Origin of the sequence: Kluyvera sp. Awk 3, assembly GCF_028069715.1 — a bacterium.
Taxonomy (GTDB): Bacteria; Pseudomonadota; Gammaproteobacteria; order Enterobacterales; family Enterobacteriaceae; genus Kluyvera; species Kluyvera georgiana_A.
In genome coordinates this window covers 17465-34998 of record NZ_JANEWH010000046.1, presented here as the reverse complement: position 1 = coordinate 34998, position 17534 = coordinate 17465, and the positions used below count along the sequence as shown (strand labels likewise).

13 protein-coding genes and 1 pseudogene are annotated in these 17534 nt (G+C 58.1%); 10 read left to right on the top strand and 4 right to left on the bottom strand.

Translation table 11 applies throughout. The annotated features are described in order from the left end of the window. Positions 1 to 123 precede the first annotated feature (123 nt). Together NNN71_RS11700 and NNN71_RS11695 are read right to left on the bottom strand one after the other, a co-directional pair. Positions 124 to 2556 carry a formate C-acetyltransferase/glycerol dehydratase family glycyl radical enzyme gene (locus tag NNN71_RS11700; RefSeq protein ID WP_271458542.1) on the bottom strand — a complete coding sequence of 811 codons (2433 nt, stop codon included), beginning with the start codon at positions 2554 to 2556 and terminating at the stop codon, positions 124 to 126. Between the two features lie 5 nt (positions 2557 to 2561). Beyond that, entirely contained in the window at positions 2562 to 3464 is a 903-nt protein-coding gene (locus tag NNN71_RS11695; RefSeq protein ID WP_271458541.1) for a glycyl-radical enzyme activating protein, read from the bottom strand. Between the two features lie 232 nt (positions 3465 to 3696). On the opposite strand from NNN71_RS11695, the pseudogene NNN71_RS11690 reads away from it, so the two are divergent. After that, a pseudogene (locus tag NNN71_RS11690) lies at positions 3697 to 4245 on the top strand (fructose-6-phosphate aldolase); the annotation flags it as partial. A 63-nt stretch (positions 4246 to 4308) separates the two neighbouring features. Here NNN71_RS11690 and moeB read toward each other — a convergent pair. Both moeB and moeA read right to left on the bottom strand, forming a co-directional pair. Continuing rightward, complete coding sequence (moeB, locus tag NNN71_RS11685; protein ID WP_271458540.1) at positions 4309 to 5070, bottom strand: molybdopterin-synthase adenylyltransferase MoeB; 762 nt, start codon at positions 5068 to 5070, stop codon at positions 4309 to 4311. Then, the gene (gene moeA, locus NNN71_RS11680) at positions 5070 to 6305 is read right to left on the bottom strand and encodes a molybdopterin molybdotransferase MoeA (protein WP_271458539.1); all 1236 of its coding nucleotides are present in this window, start codon (positions 6303 to 6305) and stop codon (positions 5070 to 5072) included. The genes moeB and moeA overlap by 1 nt, the downstream gene beginning before the upstream one ends. A gap of 178 nt (positions 6306 to 6483) precedes the next feature. Here moeA and iaaA point away from each other — a divergent pair, with 178 nt between their 5' ends. The 9 genes from iaaA (at position 6484) to mngB (ending at position 17533) form a co-directional block, all read left to right on the top strand. Beyond that, positions 6484 to 7422: a beta-aspartyl-peptidase gene (gene iaaA, locus NNN71_RS11675; RefSeq protein WP_163447027.1), complete on the top strand. Its 939-nt coding sequence runs from the start codon at positions 6484 to 6486 to the stop codon at positions 7420 to 7422. An 11-nt stretch (positions 7423 to 7433) separates the two neighbouring features. Beyond that, positions 7434 to 9293 (top strand): glutathione ABC transporter ATP-binding protein GsiA, encoded by a 1860-nt coding sequence (gene gsiA / locus NNN71_RS11670; RefSeq protein WP_163447025.1) that lies wholly within the window; start codon positions 7434 to 7436, stop codon positions 9291 to 9293. Positions 9294 to 9316: 23 nt separating this feature from the next. Further along, entirely contained in the window at positions 9317 to 10855 is a 1539-nt protein-coding gene (gene gsiB, locus NNN71_RS11665) for a glutathione ABC transporter substrate-binding protein GsiB (protein WP_163447023.1), read from the top strand. Positions 10856 to 10907: 52 nt separating this feature from the next. After that, complete coding sequence (gene gsiC / locus NNN71_RS11660; protein ID WP_271458538.1) at positions 10908 to 11828, top strand: glutathione ABC transporter permease GsiC; 921 nt, start codon at positions 10908 to 10910, stop codon at positions 11826 to 11828. Position 11829: 1 nt separating this feature from the next. Beyond that, positions 11830 to 12741, top strand: coding sequence for a glutathione ABC transporter permease GsiD (gene gsiD / locus NNN71_RS11655; protein ID WP_271458537.1), 912 nt, complete (start codon positions 11830 to 11832; stop codon positions 12739 to 12741). Positions 12742 to 12963: 222 nt separating this feature from the next. Continuing rightward, positions 12964 to 13425, top strand: coding sequence for a PTS sugar transporter subunit IIA (locus NNN71_RS11650; protein WP_064548525.1), 462 nt, complete (start codon positions 12964 to 12966; stop codon positions 13423 to 13425). Beyond that, positions 13422 to 13745 carry a PTS fructose transporter subunit IIB gene (locus NNN71_RS11645; RefSeq protein ID WP_064548527.1) on the top strand — a complete coding sequence of 108 codons (324 nt, stop codon included), beginning with the start codon at positions 13422 to 13424 and terminating at the stop codon, positions 13743 to 13745. The genes NNN71_RS11650 and NNN71_RS11645 overlap by 4 nt, the downstream gene beginning before the upstream one ends. A gap of 30 nt (positions 13746 to 13775) precedes the next feature. Next, positions 13776 to 14870, top strand: coding sequence for a PTS fructose transporter subunit IIC (locus NNN71_RS11640; RefSeq protein ID WP_271458536.1), 1095 nt, complete (start codon positions 13776 to 13778; stop codon positions 14868 to 14870). Between the two features lie 29 nt (positions 14871 to 14899). Beyond that, positions 14900 to 17533, top strand: a complete 2634-nt coding sequence (gene mngB / locus NNN71_RS11635; RefSeq protein ID WP_271458535.1) for a mannosylglycerate hydrolase — start codon at positions 14900 to 14902, stop codon at positions 17531 to 17533. Position 17534 lies beyond the last annotated feature (1 nt).

Here is a 17534-nt window from a genome sequence, read left to right as displayed (position 1 = left end):
GTGCGCGTTGGACCCTCACCCCGGCCCTCTCCCTGGAAGGGAGAGGGGGGATTGACCAACGGCGCCGATCGGTTCCCTCTCCCCTGAGGGGAGAGGGTTAGGGTGAGGGGGAAATGCGCCGACTTACAGCGTATGCTCAGTACGCGCAATAATATCGTCCTGCGCATCCGGCGACAGCGCGGTAAAGAACGCCGAATACCCCGCTACGCGCACCACCAAATCACGGTACTGATCCGGATGTTTTTTCGCTTCCAGCAGCGTTTCGCGCGACACGATGTTGTACTGAATATGCCAGCCTTTGTGCACTTCGAAGAAGGTACGCAGCAGCGCCATCAGCTTTTGCTTGTCGCTTTCGTTTTCCAGCGTCGCCGGGTTCAGCTTCTGGTTCAGCAGCACGCCGCCGAGAATCGCCGAGGTCGGCAGCTTCCCGACGGAGCTAATCACCGCCGTTGGGCCAAGATGGTCGGTACCGGAAGCCGGGCTGGCGCCTTCAGCAAGCGGGGTTTTCGCTTTACGGCCGTCCGGGGTTGCCATGGTCTGCGCGCCAAACGGTACGTTCGCTGAAATGGAAGATGTACCCGCGTAATAGTTGCCGCCGATCGGGCCGCGACCGTAACGTGGGTTGTGATACTGCTTCAGTTCGTCGATATAGGTCTGATAGGCGCGGGCCAACAGGGCGTCGACGCTGTCATCATCGTTGCCGTACTTCGGCGCGCCGTTAATCAAACGCTGACGTAACTGCTCGTGGGTCAGCCCTTCGTAGTCTTCCGCCAGCGCTTTTGCCAGCTCCTGCTGACCAATCAGCCCCTGATCGAAGACCAGTTTTTTCACTGCCGCCAGGCTGTTGCCGAGGTTGGCGATCCCCACCTGCAGGCCGGAAACCCAGTCGTACTTCGCGCCGCCCTGTTTAATGCTTTTCGCCCGCTCAATGCAGTCGTCAACCAGCGCCGAGCACAGAATATCGTGCACGTTCTCTTCCAGCATGGTGTCGACCACGTATTCAATCTCAATGGATTTACGGGTGTAGTAACGAATCTGGGTATCCCAGTCGGCCAGCATCTGCTCGAAGTTGGCGAAGTTACCCTGCGACAGCGCGCGTTCCTGCGGCAGGAACACCTGGCCGCTGGTGGCATCGCGACCGCCTTCCATCGCGGCCAGCATCACGCGGGCAAAGTTGATAAAGCTCATCCCGGTGCAGCGGTAGCCCCATTTACCGCCAACGGCGGTTTCAATACAGCCGATGGCCGCATAATCATAGGCATCCTGAGGTTCAACGCCCAGTTTGATAAATTCTGGAATCACGATCTCATCGTTGTTGAATGCCGGCATGCCAAAGCCGCAGCGAATGACCTGCACGCAGGCGTCGAGGAAGTCGTTGCTCATCCCGGCGTGATAGCGCACGCTCAGGTTTGGCTGCGTGGAACGCAGGCGGCCGCAGGATTCGAGAATCGCGTAAGAGAGCGGGTTGACCGCGTCCTGCGCTTCGCCGTTGACCAGCTTCTGGCCGCCGATGGTCACGTTCTGATACAGCGGGCTACCGGCAGAGGCCTTGGAGTGCGAGCCGGAGCGAATTTTGTTCACTTCCAGCAGCTTCAGCCAGCAGCTGTGCAGCAGTTCGATAGCGTGTTCGCGATCCAACGACTGTTCCAGCTCAACGTCGCGGCGGTAGTACGGATACAGATACTGGTCCATACGGGCGAACGACACCGAGTGACCGTTGGACTCAATTTGCAGAATCAGCTGGATGAAGTAGCACAGCTGCAGCGCCTGCCAGAAGGTTTTTGGCGGCTGATGGGCAATCACATCGCAGTTTTCGGCGATCGCCAGCAACTCGTCGCGGCGGTTTTCGCGAGACTCTTCGGCGGTCATTTTGCGCGCCAGCTCGGCGAAACGCACAATGTGCAGGCTCACGGCTTCCAGTACGATATCAATGGCTTTCAGGAACTGCTCACCGTGCAGGTCTTCCAGTACGGTCAGGTTAATGCGGGTACGACGCTCGGCGACTTTGGCGCGCATGCCATCGAGGCCTTTTTCCAGCAGCAGCGGGTAGTTCACCGCCAGGTGGGCGTCGCCGGAGGTCATATTACCTTCGGCTTTAATAATGCCGGTGGCCAGCAGCGCTTTCTGTTCATCGGTAAACATGCCGTAGCAGCGGTCTTGCACAGTCTGGCCACGCCACCATGGGCACACTTCATGCAGTACGCGTTTGTTCTCTTCGCTCACCGCAAATCCGGCGCCGGGGCGGTCGGCCAGGTCGTCGATCTCTTTTTCAATCCAGCTGACGGTATATTCCGGGAAAATGGGCGCGGCGCGCACTTCGCTTGCCTGGTTACCGACAATCAGTTCGTCATGTTTAATCCAGATGGTGCGTTCCGCCAGATGGTGGGCCAGCGCCAGCGCGCGGCGTACCGGAATCGGTTTATCCAGATGCTGCTGGTACGCTTCGGTATAGTGGCGTGCGCGTTCGGTGCAGACCGGCGGCTTAACAATATGTACCAGCGCGGTTTTGTGAGCTTTGATACGGTCGGTCAGTTTGTCGAGAGTCAGAGTGGTCATGGTTTTTATCCTCGTAGTGTCGCCGTTAACCCTTTTTCGCGGGCGTACTGCTGGGCAAAATCCAGCAGCGCCGGGTCGTTCAGCGGCTTGTCGGGTGCAAAGTAGGGAAGGCCGAGCAGGGTATATTTGTTGATACCCAACGTGTGATACGGCAGAAAATGAATGTCGCGCACGCCCGGCATCTCGTCGGCGGCAAAATCAGCAATCGCTTTGATGGAGTTTTCATCGGCATTAAAGCCCTGAATCAGCGGTACGCGCAGCGTGATCTGTTTTCCTGCGGCGGCCAGTCGCTTCAGATTGTCGAGCACGCGTTTAGCCGAACCGTCGGTCCACTGCTTGAAGCGTGCTTCGTCTACGTGCTTCAGGTCAGCGAGGAACAGGTCGATATAGGGTAGCGCGGGTTCCAGGTAGCGCCATGGCACATGCAGGCAGGTTTCTACCGCCGTGTGGATGCCCTGCTCATGAGCGCTTTTCAACAGTTCCAGCGCCAGTTTCGGGTTCATAAACGGTTCGCCGCCGGAGAGCGTCATACCGCCGCCGCTGCGATCGTAAAACGGTTTATCGCGCAGCACGGTGGCCATAATTTCTTCGGCGCTTTTCTCTTCGCCGCAGACGGTCAGTGCCTGAGTCGGGCAGCAGTCGGTCAGCGCATCAAGCTGCGTTTGATCGAGCTTTTCCCGATGAATAACCAGACCGTTAAGCGCACGTTCAATAACCGATGGCGCGGCCTGTTGGCAAAGATCGCAACCGTCGAGGCACAGGCGCGGATCGAACAACAGATCCTGTTTGTGCACGCGGCTCTCCGGGTTCTGGCACCAGCGACAGCCGAGTGAACAGCCTTTCAGGAAAACCACGGTACGGATACCGGGACCATCGTGGGTGGAATAGCGCTGAATGTTGAAAATCATATGCTGCCCTCATCTTTCGTATAAAGATTAAAATACTTTCGAATGAAAGTTATCTTGATGTGCGTCAACTTAAGAAGAGGTTTTGCTGTGGTAAGGTTATTCCATGCTCAGGGCCTATCCCATTAGGCTATTTTATTCGCCATTTTGGCGCCGGGCAGTGCTCGAAATCCTCACGTACTACGTGTACGTTCCGGTTTCTGCGCGCTGTCCGACGCCAAACTGGCTTCAACAATTACGCCTACTGTTGCCGGAACTGCTGGAAGCGCTGGGCGGTAAAGGCCGTTTATTTGCCCAGGTGATGGCGACAACCGCCGACGGCATGGTGGCGGACGCGCATAAGCTGCGGGCGATTATTCCGGACCTGGTGGTCAAAGTGCCGGTGACGGCGGAAGGGCTGGCGGCCATTAAATTGCTCAAAGAAGAGGGAATTCCGACGCTGGGCACCGCCGTTTACGGCGCTGCGCAGGGTCTGCTGTCGGCGCTGGCGGGGGCCGAATATGTCGCGCCTTACGTTAACCGCGTCGATGCGCAGGGAGGAAATGGTATTCAGACCGTGTGTGAATTACAGGATCTGCTGACTCTGCATGCGCCACAGTCGAAGGTACTTGCAGCGAGCTTTAAGACTCCGCGTCAGGCGCTGGACTGCCTGCTGGCAGGCTGCCAGTCGATTACCCTGCCGCTGGACGTCGCGCAGCAGCTCATCAGCTATCCGGCGGTGGATGCCGCAGTGGCGAAGTTTGAGCAGGACTGGCAAACGGCGTTTGGTCGTACGTCGCTGTAATACTTTCTCTATTGGCACGATCGGTTCCCTCTCCCCATCGGGGAGAGGGTTAGGGTGAGGGGGTTACGCCGAAGCCTCCCCGCACACCTCGCACGTCGGGCTACGCATCAGCTTCATCTCGCGGAACTGGCAGCGCATCGCGTCATACATCACGATTTTCCCCGCCGCAGGCGTACCGTAGTGGGTCAGCACCTTAATCGCTTCCATCGCCTGCATGGCGCCAATCACCCCAACCAGCGGGGCCATCACGCCCGCTTCCACGCAGGTGAGCGCATTCTCGCCGAACAGACGGCTCAGGCAGCGGTAGCACGGCTCGCCTTCCTGATACGTAAACACCGAAATTTGCCCTTCCATGCGAATCGCCGCGCCGGAAACCAGCGGGACTTTATGCCGGAAACAGCCCACATTCAGCTGGTTACGAATGGCGACGTTATCGGTACAGTCGAGCACTAAATTATGTTCCGCAATCAACGCCCATAGCGCCGCCTCTTCCAGCAATGCGTTGTGGGTGACCAGCGTGACGTGTGGGTTAATGCGCGCCAGCGCGTCGCGGGCGGAGTCGACTTTTGGCTGACCGATAGTGGCGTCGCTATGCAGCGTCTGGCGTTGCAGGTTAGAGAGCGCCACGGTGTCAAAATCAAGCAGAGTGAGTTGGCCAACTCCCGCGGCGGCCAGATATTGCGCCGCCGCGCAGCCCAGCCCACCCAAACCGACAACCAGCACACGCGATGCCTTTAACTGCTCCTGGCCGTCAAAATCAAAATCCCGCAGGATGATTTGCCGGTTGTAGCGCAGCATCTCGGCATCGCTGAGTTCGGCGGCCATTACAGGCCTCCCAGCAGATGGTTAAAGGGCTCAACCTCTACCCATTCGCCAGCTTCGACGTGGCCGCGCTCACGCTCTAGCACGATAAAGCAGTTGCCCTGGCTGAAGGAGCTAAAAATGTGCGAGCCCTGATGACCGGTAGTGGACACGGTAAGGTCGCCGTTGGCGTCGCGGGTCAGCAGGCCGCGCTGGAAGTCGAGGCGGCCTGGGGATTTTTTCAGCCGATCGGTCGTTCGCACGCGCAGGCGCGGAGCCTGCGTGGCGTTGCTGCCCGCACTCAGTTTGGCCAACAACGGCTGCACCAGTTGATAGAAGGTGAGCGCCGCGGAGACCGGGTTACCCGGCAGACCGCAGAACCAGCTGTGGCTTAGCTTACCGAAGGCGAACGGCTTGCCCGGTTTGATGGCGAGCTTCCAGAAGCTGATTTCACCCAGCTCGTCGAGAATCGTTTTGGTGTAGTCCGCTTCGCCAACGGAAACGCCGCCGGTGCTAATGACCACGTCCGCCTGCTGGTCGGCCTGAATAAAGGTCTGGCGCAGCTGTTCCGGGTCATCGCGGATAATCCCGAGGTTAATCACCTCGCAGCCCAACTGTTCGAGCATCAGATGCACCGCCAGGCGGTTGGTGTCGTAGATTTGCCCATCGCCCAACGGCTGGCCCGGTAGCTGGAGTTCGTCACCGGTGGAGAACAGGGCGACGCGCACTTTACGCACCACGTTCACCTCGGCAATGCCGAGAGACGCCAGCACCGGCAGCTCGGCGACGGTGAGGCGGGTACCCGCCGGGAAAACCACCGCGCCGTTGGCGATGTCTTCGCCGCGACGGCGAATATTCTGCCCCGGCTTCACCGGCGCGGTGAAACGGATACCGGCGTCGGTCTGCTCGGTCTCTTCCTGCATCACTACCGCTTCACAGCCTGCGGGAATCGGCGCGCCGGTCATAATGCGCACGCAGCTTCCGGCAGGCCATTCGCCGTGGAACGGCTGCCCGGCAAAGGCTTTACCCGCTACCGTCAGCGGCGTTTGTGCCGCGAGGTCGGCGAGGCGCACCGCGTAGCCATCCATCGCCGAATTATCAAAACCCGGCACGTCCAATGGAGAGATGACATCGCCTGCGGTAATACGGCCAAAGGCCTGTAACAGCGGCACCGACTCGCTTTCACGAAGCGGGCTAATCTGCTCAAGCATCTGGGCGAGCGCGGTATCAAGCGGTATCAGTCCGGCGGTAAAATCCATGGGTAAACTCCTGCGGGAAACGTTCGAATGCGCACATTATGGCAGAAAACCCCCGCAGACTGTATGCCACCTGTGGTGTACCCTGACATTTCCGGACGCTCTTTCTATATTCAAAATTGATATAGGAACAGAGTCACTATAATGATATTTATAAATAAAATGACGTAAGGGATAACGAATGGGTAAGGCAGTCATTGCGATTCATGGCGGAGCAGGGGCAATAAGCCGCCAGCAGATGTCAGCGGAAAAAGAGCGCGAATATGTCACCGCGCTGTCCGGCATTGTCGAGCATGCGCAGGGGATGCTGGAGTCCGGCGCCAGCGCGCTGGATACGGTGACCGAAGCGGTTCGTCAGCTGGAGGAGTGTCCGCTGTTTAACGCCGGGATCGGCTCGGTGTTTACCGCTGATGAAACGCATGAACTTGACGCCTGCGTGATGGACGGCAATTCGCTGCAGGCGGGCGCCGTCGCTGGGGTAAAGCGCCTGCGTAACCCGGTACTGGCGGCCAGGCTGGTGCTGGAAAATAGCCCGCACGTGATGTTGATTGGCGAAGGGGCAGAGGCTTTTGCTCAGGCGCAGGGCGTCGAGCTGGTCGAGAATTCGCTGTTCTCCACCGACGCGCGTTTTCAGCAGCTTATCGAGGCTCGCAGCAACGGCGAGTTTATTCTCGACCACGACGCGCCGCTTGATGAACGGCAGAAGATGGGCACCGTCGGCGCGGTGGCATTAGATCTCAACGGCAATCTTGCCGCGGCGACGTCGACCGGCGGCATGACCAACAAGTTGCCAGGGCGGGTGGGCGATAGCCCACTGGTCGGCGCGGGATGCTATGCCAACAACGCCAGCGTAGCCGTCTCCTGTACCGGCACCGGCGAGGTATTTATCCGCACGCTGGCGGCTTACGATATTGCCGCGCTAATGGAATACGGCAATCTCAGCCTGCTGGAAGCCTGCGAACGGGTGGTGATGGAAAAACTGCCCGCGCTGGGCGGCAGCGGTGGTCTGATTGCTATCGATCGCGAGGGCAACGTCGTGCTGCCGTTTAACAGCGAGGGGATGTATCGCGCCTGGGCCTATGCCGGGGATACGCCTACGATTGGCATTTATCGCGAATAGAAGGAGTCACCGTGCCGCATTCCGACGAGCTTGATGTCACGCAGGTGCTGAGTATTCAGAATCTGAACGTCGCGTTTCGCCAGGACAAGCAGTCCGTGCGCGCCGTGCATCAACTCTCTTTTCATCTGAACCGGGGAGAGACGCTGGCGATTGTCGGCGAGTCTGGTTCGGGCAAGTCCGTGACGGCGCTGGCGCTGATGCGGCTGCTGGAACAGTCCAACAGCCAGATGCAGTGCGACCAAATGCTGCTGCGGCGGCGCAATCGCGAAGTGATCGAACTGCAGGAACAGACGCCCGCGCAGATGCGCAGCGTGCGCGGCGCCGACATCGCGATGATTTTTCAGGAACCGATGACGTCGCTTAACCCGGTGTTCACCATCGGCGAGCAGATTGCCGAGTCTATCCGCCTGCATCAGGGGCTGGGCCGCGAAGAGGCGCTGATTGAGGCGAAAAAAACGCTCGATAAAGTGCGCATTCCTGAGGCGCAGACCATGCTGTCGCGCTACCCGCACCAGCTTTCCGGCGGTATGCGTCAGCGGGTGATGATCGCGATGGCGCTGTCATGTCGCCCGGCGGTGCTGATTGCCGATGAGCCGACGACCGCGCTGGACGTCACGATTCAGGCGCAAATTCTCCAGCTTATCAACGTGCTGCAACAAGAGATGTCGATGGGGGTGATTTTTATCACCCACGATATGGGCGTCGTCGCGGAAATCGCCGACCGGGTGCTGGTGATGCATCAGGGAGAAGTGGTGGAGACCGGTAGCGTTGAGGCTATCTTTAACGCGCCGCAGCATCCGTATACCCGTCGTCTGCTGGCGGCGGTTCCCCGCCTGGGGGCGATGCGCGGCAGCGACTATCCGCGCAGTTTCCCTGAACTCAACGCGCCGGAGATTGAGCCTCAGCAGCAAAAAACGGTGGTGGAGGGCAAGCCGATTCTTCAGGTGCGCAACCTGGTGGCGCGCTTTCCGCTACGCGGCGGCGTGCTTAACCGCGTCACCCGTGAAGTGCATGCGGTGGAAAATGTCAGCTTTGACCTGTGGGGCGGTGAAACATTGGCGCTGGTGGGCGAATCTGGCTGTGGCAAATCCACGACCGGGCGCGCGCTGCTGCGGTTAGTGGAATCGCAGAAGGGCACGATTACCTTCAACGGCGAGCGTATCGATCTGCTCTCCGCTCACCAGCTTCAGCCGCTGCGCCGTGATATTCAGATAATCTTCCAGGACCCTTACGCTTCACTCGATCCGCGCCATACGGTTGGCTTTTCGATCATGGAGCCGCTGCGCGTGCACGGGGTGCTGCAAGGCGAAGCGCTCCAGCAGCGAGTTGAATGGCTTTTGCAGCGCGTCGGATTGGAGCCGGAACACGCCTGGCGTTATCCGCACGAGTTTTCTGGCGGCCAGCGGCAGCGTATCTGCATTGCCCGTGCGCTGGCCTTGCAACCGAAGGTGGTGATTGCTGATGAATCGGTGTCGGCGCTAGATGTTTCCATTCGCGCACAGATTATCAACCTGCTGCTGTCGTTGCAGCGGGAGATGGGCATCGCTTTTCTGTTTATTTCCCATGATATGGCGGTGGTGGAACGCATCAGCCATCGCGTGGCGGTGATGTACCGCGGGAGAATTGTGGAGATTGGCCCGCGACGCGCAATTTTTGAAAATCCGCAGCATCCTTATACCCGCAAGCTGCTGGCCGCCGTGCCGGTGGCCGATCCGGCGCACAAACGTCCGCAGCGCGTGCTGTTGTCGGATGAGCTGCCGGGCAATATCTACAGACGGGGCGAAGAGGTAGAACCGATCAGTTTGCAACAGGTGGCGCCGGGGCACTATGTGGCCCGCGAACCGGCAAGCAGTGCGCTGATAAATCGATAATAAAACCATAGGCAGGGGACAACATGACACAACGCGTTTCACGTAAATGGCTGGTTGCACTGGGGGTGGCTTCAGCGCTGGCCTCCGCTTCCTCGTTCGCGGCCAAAGATGTGGTGGTGGCGGTAGGCTCCAACTTCACCACCCTCGACCCGTATGACGCTAACGACACGCTGTCGCAGGCGGTGGCGAAATCCTTCTATCAGGGGCTGTTCGGCCTGGATAAAGAGATGAAGCTGAAGAACGTGCTGGCGGAAAGCTACACGGTGTCGGACGATGGTAAGGTCTATACCGTCAAGCTGCGCCAGGGCGTCAAATTCCAGGATGGCACTGATTTCAACGCCGAGGCGGTGAAGGTCAACCTCGATCGCGCCAGCAATCCAGAAAGCCACCTCAAGCGCTATAACCTGTACAAGAACATTGATAAGACCGAAGTTGTCGATCCGCAGACGGTGAAAATCACCCTCAAGCAGCCGTTCTCGGCGTTTATCAATATTCTCGCCCACCCGGCAACGGCGATGATCTCGCCAGCGGCGCTGAAAAAATACGGTAACGAGATTGGTTTCCATCCGGTGGGGACCGGGCCGTATCAGCTGGATACCTGGAATCAGACCGACTTCGTGAAGGTCAGCAAGTTCGCCAATTACTGGCAAAAAGGGCTGCCGAAGCTGGACTCCATTACCTGGCGTCCGGTGGTCGACAACAATACCCGCGCGGCGATGCTGCAAACCGGTGAAGCGCAGTTTGCCTTCCCGATCCCTTACGAGCAGGCGGCGCTGCTGGCGAAAAACAGCCAGCTTGAGCTGGTGGCCAGCCCGTCAATCATGCAGCGCTACATCAGCATGAACGTGACGCAAAAACCGTTCGATAACCCGAAGGTACGCGAGGCCATCAACTACGCGATTAACCGTCAGGCGCTGGTGAAGGTCGCCTTTGCGGGTTACGCGACACCGGCTACCGGCGTCGTGCCGCCGTCGATTGCCTACGCAACGCAATATCAACCGTGGCCGTACGACCCGGCGAAAGCCCGCGAGCTGCTGAAAGAGGCAGGTTACCCGAACGGCTTTAGCACCACGCTGTGGTCATCGCATAATCACAGTACCGCGCAGAAGGTGCTGCAGTTTACCCAGCAGCAGCTGGCGCAAATTGGCATTAAAGCGCAGGTCACCGCGATGGACGCCGGGCAGCGTGCGGCGGAAGTGGAAGGCAAGGGGCAGAAAGAGAGCGGTGTGAGAATGTTCTACACCGGCTGGTCGGCCTCGACCGGTGAAGCCGACTGGGCGCTGTCGCCGCTGTTTGCCTCCTCAAACTGGCCGCCAACGCAGTTTAACACCGCGTTCTACGGTAATCCGCAGGTCGATAAAGATCTCAGCGCCGCGCTGCAAACCACCGACAGCAACGAAAAAGCGCGGTTGTATAAGGCGGTTCAGGATACTATCTGGAAAGAGTCGCCGTGGGTGCCGCTGGTGGTGGAGAAACTGGTATCAGCGCACAGCAAGTCGTTGACCGGATTCTATATTATGCCGGATACCGGGTTTAGCTTTGACGACGCGGATTTGAAGTAAGCGACGTTTCCCTGCCTCATGAAGGGGCAGGGAGTCATCGGCAAGGAGAGTCATGCTCAACTATGTGATTAAACGCCTGCTCGGCCTGATCCCCACGCTGTTTATCGTGGCGGTGCTGGTGTTTTTGTTCGTCCACATGCTGCCCGGCGACCCGGCCCGGCTGATTGCTGGCCCGGAGGCAGACGCGCAGGTGATTGCCATGGTGCGCCAACAGCTGGGGTTGGATCAGCCGCTGTACGTGCAGTTCTGGCATTACATTAGCCATGCCGTGCAGGGCGATTTTGGCACGTCGATGGTTTCCCGTCGTCCGGTATCGGCAGAGATTGCCAGCCGCTTTTTCCCCACGCTGTGGCTGACGCTCGCTAGCATGGGCTGGGCGGTATTGTTCGGCATGGGCGCGGGCATTGCCGCCGCCGTCTGGCGCAACCGCTGGCCGGACCGCCTGGGCATGGCGCTGGCGGTGACCGGTATTTCGTTCCCGGCCTTTGCCCTCGGGATGCTGCTGATGCAGATTTTCTCCGTCGAACTGGGCTGGCTGCCGACCGTGGGCGCCGACAGCTGGCGACACTATATTTTGCCTTCATTGACGCTGGGCGCCGCCGTCGCTTCGGTAATGGCACGCTTCACCCGCGCCTCGTTCGTTGACGTGCTGAATGAGGACTATATGCGTACCGCGCGCGCCAAAGGCGTCAGCGAAAAGGTGGTGGTGCTCAAACACGGGCTGCGTAACGCGATGATCCCGGTGGTCACCATGATGGGGCTGCAGTTCGGCTTTCTGCTCGGCGGCTCTATCGTCGTCGAAAAGGTATTTAACTGGCCGGGGCTGGGACGCCTGCTGGTCGATTCGGTGGAAATGCGCGACTACCCGGTGATTCAGGCCGAGGTGCTGCTGTTTTCACTGGAGTTTATTCTTATCAACTTAGTGGTGGACGTGCTTTACGCCGCCATTAACCCGGCTATCAGGTATAAATAACGTGCGATTATTCAACTGGCGTCGACAGGCTGTTCTGAGCGCCATGCCTGTGATGCAGGCAACCTCGCAGCGCACGCCGTGGCGGGAGTTCTGGCGGCGCTTTCGCCAGCAACCGGTGGCGATGGCTTCGGGCATTTTCGTTCTGCTGCTGATTGCGGTGGCGGTGGTCGCGCCGTGGATTGCGCCTTTCGATGCGGAAAACTATTTTGACTACGACAGGCTAAATCAAGGGCCGTCGCTGATTCACTGGTTCGGCGTGGATTCGCTGGGGCGCGATATTTTCAGTCGTGTGCTGGTTGGTGCGCAGATCTCGCTGACCGCAGGTGTCTTCGCGGTGCTGATGGGTTCGCTTATCGGCACCGTGCTGGGGCTGGTGGCGGGCTACTACGAAGGTTGGTGGGATCGCATCATCATGCGTATCTGCGACGTGCTGTTCGCCTTTCCTGGTATTTTGCTGGCCATCGCGGTGGTGGCGATTATGGGCAGCGGCATGACCAACGTGATTATCGCCGTGGCGATTTTCTCCGTCCCGGCATTTGCCCGTCTGGTGCGCGGCAATACGCTGGTTCTCAAGCAACAGACCTTTATCGAGTCGGCGCGCAGCATTGGCGCCAGCGACAGCGCGATCATTTTCCAGCATATTCTGCCGGGCACCGTATCGTCGATTGTGGTTTATTTTACCATGCGTATTGGCGTGTCGATCATCTCTGCCGCCAGCCTGTCGTTCCTCGGCCTCGGGGCACAGCCGCCAACGCCGGAATGGGGGGCGATGCTCAATGAAGCGCGTGCTGATATGGTGATTGCACCGCACGTTGCGGTCTTCCCGGCGCTGGCCATTTTCCTGACAGTGCTGGCGTTTAACCTGCTGGGCGATGGGCTGCGCGACGCGCTGGATCCGAAGCTGAAAGGGTAATCTCTCTATTTCTTCCCGTAGCCCGGCCGAGCATAGCGATGCCGGGCAAACTTGTTTCCCATCACAAATCGCGGCATTTTTTTGACTCCGCTCGCTTTTTTCCCCTCGTGATAAAGAACGCGTTTCCTCCTGCGGGCGGAAAACGGCGCTCAGTTTGCGTGCACCAGAAAGCCTAGTATTGACGCAATCTAATCGGGAATAAACGCATGGAGAGGTAGGTCAATGCTCATTGCTCGGGACAACATTTTTCTCAACCAGACTTTCGCCGATAAGCAGTCTATTTTCCGTTTTTTGGCCCACCATGCCGTGGCGCAGGGCTGGGCCGAAAGCGCAGCGCAAATTGAAGCCGATCTGTGGGAGCGAGAGAAGCAATACTCCACCGGTTTTGAGAACCAGATAGCCATTCCTCACGCCAAAACCGCCAACGTCTCCCGGGCCGGGGTGATTTTTATCCGCCTGCAGCAGCCTATTCCCTGGGAAAGCCTCGACGGTCAGCCGGTACAGATTATTTTCGGCCTGCTGGTGCCGGAATCCGGCGCGCAGTTTTTGCATTTAAAAATCATCAATAGCCTTGCCAGCCAAATTGTTGAAGACGAATTCAGAGCCTATTTATTCGCCGCCAACGATGAAGATGAGTTGTTTCACTTTATGCAGTCACGCATCGAAATAAAGGAGCAGATATGAATATTGTGGGAGTGACTTCCTGTATTGCCGGTCTGGCCCATACGCCGATGGCCGCTAAATCGCTGGAAAAAGAGGGGGCGCGTCTCGGGCATCGGGTCAATATTGAGCAGCAGGGGGCGCTGGGCATTATGGACCGCCTTTCGGAGCAGGATATTGCCGACGCTGATTTTGTGCTGATTGCCGCCGACCGCGCCATTGAAGAAGAAGAACGGTTTGCGGGAAAAACCATTATTCGGGTCAAGATTGGGCAATGTGTCAGCCATGCGGCCGATGTGATTACCAAATGCGTTTCGGCCGTTGAGGCGCGTCGCAATCAATAAAACAGAGATGGTGATGTCATGAAAAAGATAATGATAGACATAAAAAACCATTTAATGACCGGGATTTCCTACGCTTTACCGGTCATTATTGCCGGTTCACTGATGGTGGCCGTGGCCAAGATTATTGGCCTGATTGTCGGCGAGCCTAACCTGGACGCTTTTGCCAAAAGCGATGGGTTAATGAACTGGCTGTACCTGACTCAGGATGTGGGCTTCAAAATTATCGGCCTGATGAACTACGTGCTTGGCGCGTATGTGGCCTTTTCGATCGCAGGGAAAAAAGGGCTGGCAGCCGGTTTTACCGCCGGGCTGATTGCATCGATGACCGGCTCCGGCTTCCTTGGCGCGGTGCTGGGCGGGCTGCTGGCGGGCTATTCGTCGGAGTGGGTCGGGAGCAAAATTCGTATTACCGGCTCGGCGTCCAGCTCCGTCCCGCTGATTATTCTGCCGTTTATCACCGTGGGGTTACAGGTGGTGATCATGCTGCTGTTGCTTGGCGATGTGCTGAGCTGGATTAATGCCGCCCTGATGGGCTGGGTACAGCAGATGACCGAGGATGGCACCAGCACCGTCATGCTGGCGGCGGTACTTGGGGGAATGATCTGTTTTGATCTTGGGGGGCCGGTCAACAAAGCCGCCTGGGGTACCGCCAACGTGCTGTTCCTGAGCGGCGTCTACCTGCCTGCGATTCTGGTCAACGTGGCCATTATTATCCCGCCGCTCGGCTATGCCGCCGCGCGATTCCTGCGCCCCCATAACTTTAACCAGACGCTGAAAGAAGCCGGTAACGGCGCGGTCATTATGGGCATTCTCGGTATTTCCGAGGGCGCGATCCCCTTCACCCTGCGTAACCCCGCAAGGCTTATCCCGATTAACGTACTGGCCGGTGCGCTGGGCGCAATGACCGTGGCGCTGTTCAAAGCCTATCCGATCATGCCACCGCTGGGCGGGCTGTACGGTGGTTTCACCGTCGGCCATCCGTGGGCCTATTTTCTCGGCGCGCTGGTAGGAACCGCAGTCATCGCCATCGGCGCCAATCTGCTGGTGAATTTTAACGACGAATCAGCTGAGGAAAACGCCGCTGCGCCAGCGGTCAGCGAAGAGATTGACATTAAGTTTGATTAATCGGCTCAGGCCGCAGAAGGGAGGGTGGGATGAAAGAGAAAGTAGTGCATGTTTACAGCCATACTCACTGGGATCAGGAGTGGTATTTTACCTCGTCACGTTCGCGTATTTATTTGTTAAATCACGTGAAGAATGTGCTGCGCGTGCTGGAGAATAACCCCGATTTCTCCTGTTACCTCCTCGATGCGCAAAGCGCCTTAATTGAGAGCTACCTGCAATGGGCGCCGGAAGATAAGGATCGTCTCGGTGCCCTGATCGCGGCGAAGCGTCTGCTGACCGGGCCGTGGTACACGCAAACCGATCAACTGGTGATTCACCAGGAATCGGTGGTGCGTAACCTGTGGTACGGAATGAAAATCGCCAAAGAGGCGGGCGGCTGCATGGCGCTGGGTTATGTGCCCGACTGCTTTGGCCAGGGCGGCAATATGCCGCAAATATACCGCCAGTTCGGCATTCACCATGCGCTGTTCTGGCGCGGAATTGCCGACAATACGCTGCATGAGACGGAATTCTGCTGGCAGGGCGACAACGGCGATACGGTGTTTGCCGTGCAGATGCCCTGGGGATACCACTACGGCGGCCTGCTGGATGAAACGCCGGATAGCCAGACGACATTTTTGAACGAAAAAATGACGCCAATTGAATCGCGCAGCGCCCGTGCCAACCTGCTGTATCCGCATGGTTTCGACCAGGCGCCGATCCGCGAGAATTTGCCGGAACTGGTGCGTCAGTTCAACGCCTGCGACAACCAGCGTCATTACCAAATCAGTAGCCCGCTCGACTTTATTAGCGCACTGGAACAGGAGGCGGGCGCAGACGTTCGCGTCCTGAAGGGAGAGTTGACGGAGGGGAAACACTCAAGGGTACATAAAACCATCTTTTCATGCCGGGCTGACCTGAAGCAGATGAATAACGATATCGAAGCGCTGCTGGTTAATACGCTGGAGCCGGTGCTGGCGATTGGCCGTAGCCTGGGGCATGAGTATCCGGCTCGGGTGATGGCCGATATCTGGAAGCTGATGTTTTTCAATGCCGCGCATGACAGCATCGGCGGCTGCAATAGCGACGACACGAACCGGGATATTGCCGCCCGCTATAAGCAGGCGCGCGATCTCGCCAGCAACCTGCTGGAGCTTCATACCCGGCAGATTGCGATGCGTACGCCGCGCGAACACGATTATTGTTTTACGGTATTTAATCCGCTGACCGTGGCGGCGACGCCGCAGATAACCTTTGAAGCCTGGCTGCCGGGCGTGCCTTTTACGCTGCGTGATGCGACAGGGCGCGCGCTGCCGTACGTGATTGAAGAGCAGACGGAACTGACCGATTATGTGCTCAATCAGACCATCCGGCTTAACCCGGGCAAACCGTACCATAAACCACAGCAGGTTTACCGCAGCAAGGTAACGGTAAACAGCAGCGCGCTGCCTGCCTTGGGTTACACAAGCTGGCATCTGGATTTTAGCGCCGACGGAGAGAGCCAGCGGCAGCGCGATACGCGACCATTTATTGAAAATGAACATTATCGTGTTGATGTTGAAGAAAATGGCCTGCTGACGATCGCTGATAAAGCCAGCGGTAAGCGCTATGCGCGGCAAATGCTGTTGGTCGAGAACGGTGATGACGGCGACTCCTATAACTATTCGCCGCCGCGTGAAGATCTGACCGTGACCTCGGAAGGACATCTCACCGCAGTGTCGCGGGAATGCAGCGATGTACGGCAGGCGCTGAGCCTTAACTATCGGATGCCGGTACCCGTCGATCTTGAGGCGCGTGCTCGTGGCGAGCTTGATGGCGTCATGCCTGTGACGGTGCAGATTACGCTGCGACAGGATACGCTCATTCACTTTACCGTCGAGGTGGAAAACCGGGTGCGGAGTCATCGCCTGTGCGTGCATTTTGCCACCGATATTCTGGCTCATGTCTCCTGTGCCGATCAGCTGTTTGGCGCGGTCACGCGCCCTGTACAGCTCAGCGACGCGCTGCGGGTATGGGAAGATGAAGGCTGGCACGAGAAGCCTGTCGCTATCGAGCCCATGCAGAGCTACGTTAACCTGCATGATGATAGTCACGGTTTTACTCTGCACACCAACGGCGTGCGCGAGTATGAAATCGTCGGCGATCGTTTTGATACCATTGCCGTCACCCTGTTCCGCTCTTTCGGTTACATGGGAAAAACCAATCTGCTCTATCGTCCGGGGCGAGCATCGGGTGAAACGGTCGTGGCAACGCCGGATGCCCAACTGATGGGAACGCTCCGCTTTAATTTTAGCTGGCGTATTTATCAGGGGCGGTTTGATGATGCCCGGCACGCGCAGATCTCAAAAGCGCTACTGACCGCGTTCCCGGTGTATCAGGACAGCGATTTCCTCAACGGTCGCCTGCGTTTTTGCCTGAGTGATGAAAAGCGCACTTATCCATTGGAGCACAGCGTGCTGGCGCTGCCTGATGGCCCGCAGGATGCCCAATTGAGCGTGGTCAAATGCGCGGAAAACGGCAATGGGCTGGTGTGCCGTTTCTATAACCCAAATCTGGCGGCGTCGGTAGCGATTCCCGCGCTGGAAAACGCGCATTGCGTGCTGCTGGATGAGCAAACGCCAGCGCCGGAGAGACGCATGCTGAAGCCAAACGATGTGCAGACGCTCTATATCGAGATCGCCTGAA